This window comes from Methanolobus sp. ZRKC4, from assembly GCF_045291305.1.
GTDB lineage: Archaea > Halobacteriota > Methanosarcinia > Methanosarcinales > Methanosarcinaceae > Methanolobus.
This window is the reverse complement of the sequence record NZ_CP146983.1, coordinates 2,168,912-2,181,234: the sequence shown is the minus strand read 5'-3', so window position 1 is coordinate 2,181,234 and position 12,323 is coordinate 2,168,912. Positions and strand designations below refer to the sequence as shown.

Genomic DNA, 12,323 nt, shown 5'->3' with positions numbered 1-12,323 from the left:
ATAGAGGTTCAAAATTTGCCTTGTCCCGAAAGGGAGCAGACTTACCGTAGGTGTTCTATTACATGAAAGGAGGCAAACTTATGAATGCAAGATACTCGACTACACCATCAGGTGAGAGGCTTGCAGACAATTCAATCCCATTCAAGTGGGAGGACATCGACTGGAAAACAGTCGAAGGGAACGTTAATGAGCTGCAAGCCCGAATTGTAAAAGCGGTTAGACAAAAGAAGTGGCATTTAGTTAAACGACTACAATACCTGCTTACCAATTCTTTTCATGCCAAATTATTGGCAGTAAAGAAAGTAACACAGAACAAAGGTAAAAGAACAGCTGGAATCGATGGAGAAAAATGGACAACATCCAAATCTAAGATGAAAGCCGTTCTAGAACTGTCTGGTAAGAGCTACAAAGCTAAACCATTGAGAAGAATCTATATTGAGAAACAAGGAAAGAAGAAAAAACGACCATTAAGCATTCCTACAATGTACGATAGAGCAATGCAGGCATTATATGCTTTTGCTTTAAGCCCAATAGCAGAAACCACAGCAGACAGAACATCATTTGGATTCCGTAAATATCGAAGTTCAAAAGATGCAGAAGCTCAATTGTTCGCATGTCTGAGTAAAAGAAACTCTGCTCAATGGATTTTGGAAGGCGACATAAAAGGATGCTTTGATCATATAAATCACGAATGGCTCTTGAACAATATTCCTATGGACCGGTCAATACTAAAGCAATTCCTTAAAGCTGGTTTTGTGTATAATAGACATCTGAATCCCACCAAAGCAGGTACTGCTCAAGGTGGAATAATATCTCCAGTACTGGCAAACATCACATTGGACGGTATGAAAAATGCAATAGCATGCAAATATCATACAAACAGGAAGGGAACTATTAACAAAAAAAGTTATAATTCCCATAAAGTCAATTTTGTGAGATACGCAGATGACTTTATCGTCACTGCTGATTCAGAGGAAGTGGCTAAAGATATTGCTGAGGTTATCAGACTATTCTTGAAAGATAGGGGTTTAGAACTATCTCGTGAGAAAACTCTTGTTTCACACATAGACGATGGATTTGACTTCTTGGGATGGAATTTCCGGAAATATAATGGTAAACTTCTAACCAAGCCCTCGAACAAATCTATTGAGAATATCACAAAAAGCATTAGCAACGTGATTAAGAAAGGTAAAGCTCGGTCTCAGAGTTCTCTCATTAAGGAACTCAACCCTATTATCACTGGATGGAGCGAATATCACCGTTCAGTTGTCTCTAAAAATACGTTCAGTAAGCTTGATTCCAGATTATGGGATATGCTATGGACGTGGGCTAAAAGGCGGCATCCAGATAAATCACACCACTGGATAGTAGATAGATATTGGCATAGGGTAGGGTCAAGGAAATGGGTATTCTCCACAGAAGGGCTTAAACTCAAATCTTTTGCACATACAAAGATTGTAAGACATCCACGCATAAAAATGGATAAGAACCCATATGTAGACAAAGAATACTTTAAATGGAGAATAAGCTATCTGAGAAAACAGAAACTAGTGGCGTCGAAGCAAAATATCATGGAAAGTCTAACAACTGCCTGATACTTAAAGGGTTATAGAATGCTTGAGCCGTATGAAGAGAAATTTTCACGTACGGTTCTTAGAAGAGGGAGGGCGAGTAATCGCTCTTTCTTATTCGACAGGTATTGGAATCAACTGAAAGAAGTCAAATTCAAGCTACTTGTGCATAACCTTGACAGGTATGTCAAGGTTATACTTGTTGTCAAAATGAGGATTTCTACAGAGCCGAAAGAAGGAAAATGGATAAATTAAATCGACGAAATAACGAAATTAATGCAATATATTTATCTCTCAAATACCCAACTAAATTAATTTTTGCCCTTACCCAGTACCTTGGTCGAAAAATCCTATGTTTGAGGGATCTATTTTTCGTCAGTTTCTCCTTCTTTTTTGGTGGCGGCCCATAACGAAATACTTTTCTAACCTCTTTGTGTAGTATCAGATGAGATAGGTTCGACTGAACCTTGTAGATAAGGAACGAATGTGACTGGTATATTGGTGCGTTGGAGTGAGTGAAGTTGAGTCTGTAGTATAATTGCCTGGTTGAAATAGACGTAATAAGTATTGGATTAAAACGAAACGTGTGAGATAATATTTTAAATATAATATTAAACTAATATTTGATTTTGAGGAAACACTCTTTAAATGGTTTGCTATTGTGGCACATGGTAACAAGGATAAAATATAAAACAAGGCAGCCGTAAATTATATTTGTACATGTATATTTAATAGTGAGTACATAAATTAATAATTTAGACTGAATTTTAATGAATTTGTGACCATACTATTAAATTATATGCACATAATTGAGATTTTCATGACATAACAGTTTAAACGATGTACACACAGTCCTCTCATTAGATTGTGATGGGGCATATTCAAAAACGTCGGATACTTGTAGGAACAATTTGTTTAATCTTGCTCCTGTTTACCATTCATACAACAGTAGCCAATAGCAATGATATTTCCACTGATATCGTATCCAGTTACAAATTACTTCCTGAAGAAGGGATTGTGAAAGTTTCCAAAGATATCACATTTTTTAATAACAACACTGATACAAAATACTGGAGAGGCTACTACTCCAACTACAATTATTATCTGCCGGAAGGGGCAATGAATATAAAAGCCCGCGACAATGAAAATCCAATTGTTTTCAAGATATCTCCTGACGGTTATTATGTGTTCAATTTCAACCAGAAGGTCTGGTATGAGGAAAATTACACATTCAATATAGATTATGAACTTGAGATAAACAGGAATACGGCTGTTTTTTCCTTAAACGAATATGGAGACAACATAGAGGTCACACTTGAAGTGCCATCGGATTTTGATACGCAAATAGGTAGAGATGATTACAAAATAGAAGATAAAAAATATTCAAGTGTGTATATATTCGAGAAAGGGCAAAAATGGGACAAGTCCTGCATTGTCAATTCCGTAAGAGTATCGCCACGTCTGACATTAAAAGATACAGCTCATCTTACAGAAAGAGATGTGGATGTAGAAGTCAGATATTGGGAAGGCGAAGAGGAGTGGGCACAGGACATCATGCAAACAACCGTTGAGAGTTTAACGTTGCTTGAAGACAAATGGGGAATTGCATATCCTGCAAAATACAACGTCACGATCACACAGGCAAATCTAACTGAAACCGGCGGATATGGCGGATATAACCAGGGAAGGAACGGAATATGGTTATTATATACTTCCAACCATGGAATACTCATACATGAACTTGCACATTACTGGACACGCGCTTGCAACTTTGACCAATTGTGGATGGATGAAGGTTATGCAGACCTGTATTCGTATTTGATCCTAAGTGAAATAGAACCAGAAGAAGCTGTCTCAAGACGTAATAGATTCCTTGACAAATACAATAATCTGAAATATCAATATGATTACCCATTATCCGATTGGGATACACCTGAAAGTATCGATGGTTCTACGGAAGAATATGTAGATTTCGGATACAAAAAAGCATTTTCCCTTACCCTTACATTATATGAAACAACAGGCATTGACACATTGCAGGAAATGAACCAACTATTTGTAAATTACGGAGACGATATTGATAACTTGGATTATCTTAAAATCGTTGATTCAGTTTCAAATCAGGATACAAGCTTTATTAAAACTTTTATCTATGCCTAAAATACACCTAGTCTGCATCAATATGTTTTCGTAACTATTCAGCCTGATAAAAACGCTATCAATAACAATCTTGACAAAAAGTTGAAACGTAAATTTCATTAGGATCATTTATTTTGATTGTTGCTATTGATTGCTTTTTTGATTGTTAGATTGTTAGTGAGCAGACATCTCTATTTCGATGAAATCAGTACCAATAGGCAAATCGTGCCAGGCTGAATAGTTACATGTTTTCAAATGATTAAAATAGAATACTTTTATAAAATATACTTCTGGCGAATATATTTATAACTTAACGAAGCATAAAGGAAATGAGTAGTGTAGAAGACCATGCACTATTGTGACTTTAAAAAATCACATGCCGTTTATTCACTTATGGGGTAAGTGGGAAATGAATGGGTATTTTAAAAACAATGAAAACACTATGGAAAATTTAGTTGACGTACTTGATGATATATTAAATCAGGTATCAATTGAAGAATTATTGAAGATACTTGTAGACAGGATACCATCTTTATTTTCAGAATCTGGAAACGTATCCGCTAAAGTGTCCTGGCTGGATAAGCATTGCCAGTCCCAATCCTTCGTTGAATCTGGTGTTCTTCTTACCAGTGACATCATGATACACGGAAAAAAAGAAGGTTTTATTGAAATCATAATCGCAGGCAAGAATACAGAAGTCGAAAATAATGCATACCATATCCCTGATTATGAAAAATTGCTACACCTTATCTCCAGAATGATTTCTATCTTTTTTGAAAAAAGGAAAGAAATTACGAAACTAGAAAAAATGGAAAAAAAGGTGAGGAACTATTACGACAAACTTGAAGATTATATATTTGTAGTTGATTTGAATGGAAATATACTTGATTTCAACAAATGTTTCGAAAACTGCACAGGATATACTGCCAAAGAACTCCTTCAAACGAACATTAAGGACATACTCACCCAATGCACTGGTGACTTTGGAGAATCCTCTCTGATAAAAGATGCTGTCACGCAGGGAATCTCGACATTTGAGTTTGAGCATAGATGCAAGAATGGAGATTGCGTACCTTTGAGCATCACCTGCAAACCACTTGAAAATGATGAAGATAACACCTTTATCTGTGTTGGAAAAAATATATCAGATACAAAAAAGGCTGAGTATGAACTGCAGGAATCTGAAAGAAAGTATTCAACTATCGTCGAAAAAAGTAATGATGGGATTATTATCGTTCAGGAAGGAGCAATCAGGTTTGCAAATTCAAGAATGTTAGATATTACCGGATATGCATATGAAGAGATCATTGATGAAAATTACCTGAAACTTATTCCTATAAGTGAACATAAAAATTTTAGTGAGTGGCTCCACCAATATAACAGCAAAGTGGATAATAAAATAATATCCCATATCAACCTGCTTACAAAAAACAACGAAGAGATACCTGTTGAGATCACCAGCTCGGAAATTAATTATGAAGGGAAAGAAGCAAAACTTCTTATTATAAGGGATATCAGCAAAAGGAAAAATATCGAAGTACTTCTTAAAAATGAAAGGGATAAAATTGAGAATTATCTGGATGTTGCCGGTTCTATAATAGGAATAGTTGGCACAGATACAAATATCATGTTTGTTAACAAAAAAGGAGCAGAAGTTCTTGGTTACGATAAAGATGAGATTATAGGCAAGAACTGGTTTGATAATTTCCTTCCTGAAAGCGTAAGGGAAATGACCCGGGATAATTTTATTAAAGTAATTAACGGTGAAATCGATCCACCTCAATATTTCGAAAATTTGGTTCTTACAAAAAATGGTGAAGAGAGACTAATATTCTGGCACGATGTACCCTTTGAAGACGAAAATGGTCAGCGTATTGGAGTGATCAGTTCAGGAGAAGATATTACCGAGAGCAGAAAAATGGAAGCAATGCTCATAGAATCGAAAAAGAATCTTCAAACAATATTTGACCATATTGATGATCTGATATCTATTCATGAACCCCATGGAAAATTTATAGATGTCAACAGGGCTGTACTCTCTTCCACCGGATATACAAAGGATGAAATGCTTGAAATGCGTCCAAAAGACATGGTATGGGTGGGAATGAAACCTCTTATGGATGGATATACCGAACGCATATTAAGAGAAAAAAATGTTATTTTTGAGATATATAACGTTCACAAGGACGGAACCTTACTGCCTCATGAAGTAAATTCGAGGCTAATTGAATACAAAGGGGAAAAGGCAATAATCTCAGTCGCAAGAGACATAACTGAGAGGAAGAAAGCTGAAGAGAGGCTTAAAAGATATGCAGGCGAACTCAAGCAGTCAAACGAACTAAAAGATCTTTTCACAGACATCATCAGACATGATCTCCTAACGCCTGCCAGTGTTGTCAAGGGTTATACAGAAGAATTAATCCTTAGCATTACTGATGAGGAATCACTCAAACTTGCAGAAAAAGTAAGGGAGAATAACAACAGACTCATCGAGCTTCTTGAAACTGCTACTAAACTGGCTAAACTACAAAATAAAGAAGACATTACTTTTGAAAATATGGATATTCTTCCTGTTTTCAAAATGGTATTGGACAGTTTCAAAGCCCAGATAGAAATGAAAGAGCATGAAATTATCTTTACAGGAAACGGACCTTACCCGTCAATGGTCAATACGGTTATTGAAGAGGTTTTTGCAAACCTCCTTTCCAATGCTATTAAGTACAGTCCTCCAAAAAGTGCGATAGAAATAGCTTTTACCGATGAAGAGGACATGTGGAAGATAAGTGTTGCTGACTTTGGAATTGGCATTCCCAATCAAGATAAACCGCTTCTTTTCACCCGTTTCCACCGCGCTGACAAAAAAGGAATAAAGGGAACAGGACTTGGCCTTGCTATAGTTAAAAGGATAATAGAACTACATAGTGGCAAATATGGAGTGGAAGATAATCCAAAAGGAAAAGGCAGTGTTTTCTGGGTAATGTTGAAGAAAGGATAACATTATAATAATGAATCTTTACGGCATGAAAACTCGGCGATTATAGGATCGATCTTTGTCATAATCATTCTTTAATTCTCCCGAATCCTCACAAAGCTTGTTTCCCTGGTAAGTTATAGTAGCACTTTGAAACGACATTCTTTATCTCCGGCAAGAATTGTTTTCTCCATTAAAACATTTACATCCCTGCCCAGACCAATTTTAAATTTCTTTGTAACTATTCAGCCTGACTGTTTTAATGATGCAAAAAACAATATACTATGGCTTCATTCTATGTGTTAAAAAAATATTCAGTAAAATATCATAAAAAACGTCTATCAATCTGAGGGGATTTGTATAGACCGCGAAGAAATACTTGCAGTTTATGAAGCTGGTCCAGAAGCAGTAGTAGAACTTGTAACTCGATTACTTGGGATAATTGAACATCAATCTCTCCAAATTGCACAACTTGAAGAGCGTGTCAGGCATTTGGAAGAAATGCTTGAAAAGAATAGTCGCAACAGTAGCAAACCACCTTCTACTGATTCTTATGCACGGAATAAACCAACCGTTAAAAGTCAAAGAAAAAAGACCAATAAGCATGTAGGTGGTCAAAACGGTCATCCTGGTACTACATTAAGAATAAATGATGATCCGGATGAAGTTATTGTTCATCCTGTTAATCAATGCGTCAATTGTGGGAGATCGTTAGCTTCTGTTCCCTCTGACTATGAAAGAAGACAGGTCTTTGACATTCCTCCTATAACTATCAATTGCATTGAACATCGTTGCGAGATTAAAACATGTCCCAAATGTTCTCATGTAAACAAAGCTCTTTTTCCAGATGGTGTAACTCAGCCGACTCAATACGGTCATCGAGTTAAGTCATTTGCAGTTTATTTGCACACTTACCAATTACTTCCTTATCAGCGTGTTACCAAGTTGTTCTCTGATATTTTGGGATGCAAGATAAGTCCTGCTACTTTGGTGAACACGGAACGTAGTTGTTTTGAGAAGCTTGGAGCTTTTGAAAATACAGTGAAACATCTCCTGAAAGAATCTCCTGTCATCAATCTGGATGAAACAGGAATGAGAATAAATGCAGTTCGTAATTGGCTTCATGTGGCAGGTACAGACAAACTGACCTATTATTTTGCACATCGCAAAAGGGGCTCAGAAGCAATGGATGCTATGGGCATATTACCAGGTTACACTGGTGTTGCAACACATGATTTTTGGAAACCGTACAACAAATATGAATGTCAACATTCATTATGTAATGCACATTTATTACGAGAGTTAACTGGAGCTTCCGAAAACAGGGATCAACAGTGGCCAAAGATAATGAGTGATCTCTTGATATGCATTAAACATCATGTTGATAATGATCTTTTAGATACTGAGCTAATTCAAAGGTTCAGTGAGGATTATGATCACATAACTTGTTTAGGAGTGAATGAAAATCCTCCTGATCCGGAATCAAATGTGCGGTCTAAAAAACGAGGACGTAAGAAGCAGACCACGGTAAAGAATTTGCTGGATAGGTTTATTGGCCATAAAGAGGATATCTTACGATTTATGTACGACCAAAACGTTCCGTTTGATAACAATCAGGCTGAAAGAGATATCAGAATGACGAAAGTACAGCAGAAGATATCAGGTACTTTCCGCAGTGAACAGGGTGCAAAAAATTTCTGCCGTATAAGAGGATACGTGTCTACTGTTAATAAGAATTCTGAATCTGTTATCGATGCAATTAGTGCAATATTTTATGGCAATTCATTTGTTCCAAAGTTGCAGAATTGATCGTGGATGAAGAAATCAGCTTGGTGGAAGTGAGCTAGGCTGAATAGTTACCATCGAAATAGAGATGTCTGCTCACTAACAATCTAACAATCAAAAAAGCAATCAATAGCAACAATCAAAATAAATGATTCTAATGAAATTTACGTTTCAACTTTTTGTCAAGATTGTTATTGATAGCGTTTTTATCAGGCTGAATAGTTACTTTCGATGAAATCAGTACCAATAGGCAAATCGTGCCAGGCTGAATAGTTACATATCTTTTATGTCAACAAGGCTGCCTGTTCCCATCTTGGATATTCAGAGAAAGAGCTCTTGAACATGAGGGTGATGGATATTGATCATGCTTTCACGGATGAATTATGGGATGAGCATTGGAATAAACTGAAGCAGAGAAAAAAAGTCATTTTCCAGTCCATTAATATCTCCAAAGAAGGAAAAGTCTGTCCTGTAGAAGTCACAGCTAACTATATGAATTACGAAGGAAAGGAATACAATTGTGCCTTCATAAAGGACATATCCGAACGCAAAATGAGCGAAAAAACTCTGGACGAAGAGGTTCAATGGCGTCGCAGCCTCATGGACCAATCGAGAGATGGGATTGTAATTCTTGGTATAGATGGTGAAGTATTCGAAGCAAACCCTGCCTATGCCCAAATGCTTGGTTACTCTCAGGAGGAAATACAGACATTACATGTATGGGATTGGGATAGTTACTATACAAAAGAACAACTGCTGGAAATGATTCAGAGAAATGATAGTAAAGGAATTCATTTAGAGACACGACAGCGTCGTAAGGATGCTAGCTTCATTGATGTAGAGATCAATTCAAATGCTGTCACATTTAATGACAGAAAATTGATTATTTGTATATGCAGAGACATAACTGAACATAAACAAGATGAAGAGGAGTTACTTAGAGCTAAATTGACTGCAGAGGAAGCCAGCATGATCAAGAATGAATTCCTTGCCACAATGAGCCACGAGTTGAGGACTCCATTAAATTCAATAATTGGTTTTTCAGATATTCTACTTGATGAATCTTTCGGAAAATTGAACAAATTACAATCTGAGTACATTTATTATATTTTAAAGAGTGGTAAGCATCTTCTAGCTATAATCAATGATATTCTTGACCTATCAAAAGTTGAAGCCGGAAAAATGGAACTCTATTACGAACAATTCCAGGCCTCACTTATCATTGATGAAATTAAGATGATGCTAGCTCCGCTTGCAATTAAGAAAAATGTCCATATGGGTGTGAAAATCAATTCCGATATTGGTACGATCACTGCAGATAAAACCAAATTAAAACAGATACTCTATAACCTTGCGAGTAATGCAATTAAGTTTACACCTGAAAATGGTTTTGTGACTATTGAAGCAAAGAATTCGGGCAATTTTATCCATTTCACCATACAGGATACAGGAATAGGAATTGACAAAAAAGATATGGATAAACTGTTCCAGCCGTTCAAACAACTGAAAACATGTATAAATCGCGAATACGAAGGAACCGGACTTGGCCTTGCCATTGCTAAAAAATTCATCGAAATGCATGGTGGAAATATCCGGGTTATGAGTGTAGTTGGAGAGGGCAGTAGTTTTATTTTTATGATACCTGTTGAACCAATGGACAAAAAAGATAGTAATTTTTATCAGCTAACATAAAGGTAATTGTTTTGATTAAACATGGAGCTTACCCGATATTGCATTTGTAAAGAAGTTTACAGAAATTCATGATGGGAATGAGCTGGTCAAGAGGATACGCGATATAACCAACCTGTTGGAGACATACAAAGTGACACCTCTATTGCCGGGAATGAAAGTGAACAAAAATCCGCTGATCAAACCAAAAGCACTCCCGGATTTAGTGTTGGATTGATTGCAACAATTGTGTCGTTTACAGCTTTGGTTTTGAGGAAAAGGAATTGAAGTTTCAATTCCCTGTTCTTTATTTCAAGCTTTTAAGAGCAGTTGCGTAGCATTTTATGATCAGCCATAAACGCATAAAACAACCGCTTTTATGCTTAATACCGTTTCCTGAAGAACACAAAGAACGCCATGAAGATGGAAATTGGTGTTAATATGTGGCCCAATGGTGCTGATGGCTCAGTTTCTTCTTCAAAGGGTTCAAGGGTAGCATCTTCCGGAAGATAGAGCTCGGTTTCGGGGTGGAAAGCGTACCATGCGAACCAGAAGTCACGTTCTTTAACTATTTCCTCGCCCGTATCAAGATTGGTTATGGTAACAATCCCGCCTTCATCTCTTTCAACCTTGACATCCGTTCCTGCGACATTATCCTCGATTTCACCCATTTCGATCAGGTCTTCCTCGCGGTAGGCTTTGAATGTATCATTAATCTCTACACCGAAAACAACGGTCTTTGGATGTATCCTGTTGTCTGATTCCTCAACCGGGAATAGCACGAAACTGTCCTCGTAATAGCTTCCGTAAGGGTCTCTTCCGTAGGGCCTGTCAAAACCAGTATCCTGGCTCAATACCTCTGAATCAGGATGTGTTGCTTTCCACTCCCTCCAGGGCACCGTGTCTATGGATAGAGGAGTCAGTTCCATACCGGTAAGCTCACCTACAATAGCCTGCCCTCCTATCTGGGTCCAGTACGAGTTCGTCTTCCGGTCATACATCACAAGATTTGAATTATACAGCTTTCCGGACGTTCCAAACTCGACCGGCTCACCGTCAATTGTCCTCTCGTATGCAATTCCCGAACCACACAACGGACAATAAGTAATTAGAATCGGTTCTCCATTTATCTCTTCATTGACGATCTCGTGCCACACCATAATCTGAAGGGGATAGACTCTCTTCGTGCCATTGTGGATGAAACCGAGCACCAGCTCCTCATCCTCAATCCATTCATCCGCTTCCTCAACCGTAACAAACTTTGGGTCGTCTATAGACGGAATCCCATCCACAGGAGGACCCCCTGATGTGAGATCTTCAGGATTAACTATGTACTTGACACCTCTTTCAGTAACCATTATTCCCTGCTCTTCTTCCATCTCCGTAAGTTCAGGTATCTTTTCAATAGACCCGTTTTCCTGTGCATACCCACTTACCACAAACATGCAGATAACAAGAAATACTCCTAATGCTATCCGTGAAACCTTCATATAATCCTCTCCTGTATTCTGAAAACGAAAACGAGATAATAGACTGAAATTACAAGCATGGTTATACCCGCAAAAAGATTGATCTTCCTTTTATTCAGTACAAGAAAAGTTATGATTTTCATACTCTTTGCAGATGAAAGCACCGAAAAAAGAAGTAAAGGAAAACTTATCCCCAACCCAAAGGCTATGAAGTTTAGCATATTTCCCGCAAAATCTATCGTTGTCAGGGTCTTTGCAAAAAGAGCAGCAATAAATCCCGGATTGCAGGGAACAACTATAGCACCGAAAAAAAAACCATATAAAAAAGCCGTAATCAAAGGATTGCTGGCATCCGAGATGTTTTTTTGTGGAATATATTTTCCAAGATCAACATCGATTATCAGAAGTATACTGAGGATAAACAGTATTCCGAATGCTATCGGTGAAACTATTCCTATAACCCTTGTCAAGGACACCTGAAGTATCGTTGTGAAAACAAGCCCCAGTAAAATCATGAAAATTATGACTCCCGCACTTATGAGAAGTCCGAAGAGTATTGGAAGCCTACTGTTTTCTTCTCTTCCGGACATCTGGCCGGAAAGATATGCAAGAAAGGCAGGATAGAGTGGTAATACACATACAGCCGTAAGAGGAGTGAGTAAACCAAGTATAAAGGATGTGAAAAGATCAGCAAGAAATATCAGGGGAGAACTTGCCATT

Annotated in this window: 8 protein-coding genes; 6 read left to right on the top strand and 2 right to left on the bottom strand. The window is 37.4% G+C overall.

The window, feature by feature from the left end:
* The first annotated feature begins 62 nt into the window (after window positions 1-62).
* The 6 genes from ltrA (at window position 63) to V7O67_RS10795 (ending at window position 10,158) form a co-directional block, all read left to right on the top strand.
* Window positions 63-1,595, top strand: coding sequence for a group II intron reverse transcriptase/maturase (ltrA, locus tag V7O67_RS10820; RefSeq protein ID WP_342304721.1), 1,533 nt, complete (start codon window positions 63-65; stop codon window positions 1,593-1,595).
* An 18-nt stretch (window positions 1,596-1,613) separates the two neighbouring features.
* The gene (locus V7O67_RS10815) at window positions 1,614-1,826 is read left to right on the top strand and encodes a hypothetical protein (protein WP_342306544.1); all 213 of its coding nucleotides are present in this window, start codon (window positions 1,614-1,616) and stop codon (window positions 1,824-1,826) included.
* 615 nt (window positions 1,827-2,441) lie between these two features.
* A complete protein-coding gene (locus V7O67_RS10810; protein WP_406669997.1) occupies window positions 2,442-3,731 on the top strand; it encodes a M1 family aminopeptidase in 1,290 nt (429 codons plus the stop codon).
* A 421-nt stretch (window positions 3,732-4,152) separates the two neighbouring features.
* The gene (locus V7O67_RS10805) at window positions 4,153-6,705 is read left to right on the top strand and encodes a PAS domain-containing sensor histidine kinase (RefSeq protein WP_342304825.1); all 2,553 of its coding nucleotides are present in this window, start codon (window positions 4,153-4,155) and stop codon (window positions 6,703-6,705) included.
* Window positions 6,706-7,041: 336 nt separating this feature from the next.
* Window positions 7,042-8,490, top strand: coding sequence for an IS66 family transposase (tnpC, locus tag V7O67_RS10800; RefSeq protein WP_406671410.1), 1,449 nt, complete (start codon window positions 7,042-7,044; stop codon window positions 8,488-8,490).
* Window positions 8,491-8,745: 255 nt separating this feature from the next.
* Window positions 8,746-10,158 carry a PAS domain S-box protein gene (locus V7O67_RS10795; protein WP_342306496.1) on the top strand — a complete coding sequence of 471 codons (1,413 nt, stop codon included), beginning with the start codon at window positions 8,746-8,748 and terminating at the stop codon, window positions 10,156-10,158.
* A 359-nt stretch (window positions 10,159-10,517) separates the two neighbouring features.
* Here V7O67_RS10795 and V7O67_RS10790 read toward each other — a convergent pair whose 3' ends face one another.
* Window positions 10,518-11,624 carry a DUF3179 domain-containing protein gene (locus V7O67_RS10790; protein ID WP_406669996.1) on the bottom strand — a complete coding sequence of 369 codons (1,107 nt, stop codon included), beginning with the start codon at window positions 11,622-11,624 and terminating at the stop codon, window positions 10,518-10,520.
* Window positions 11,621-12,322 (bottom strand): cytochrome c biogenesis CcdA family protein, encoded by a 702-nt coding sequence (locus tag V7O67_RS10785; RefSeq protein WP_406656384.1) that lies wholly within the window; start codon window positions 12,320-12,322, stop codon window positions 11,621-11,623. The genes V7O67_RS10790 and V7O67_RS10785 overlap by 4 nt, the downstream gene beginning before the upstream one ends.
* Window position 12,323: the final 1 nt, after the last annotated feature.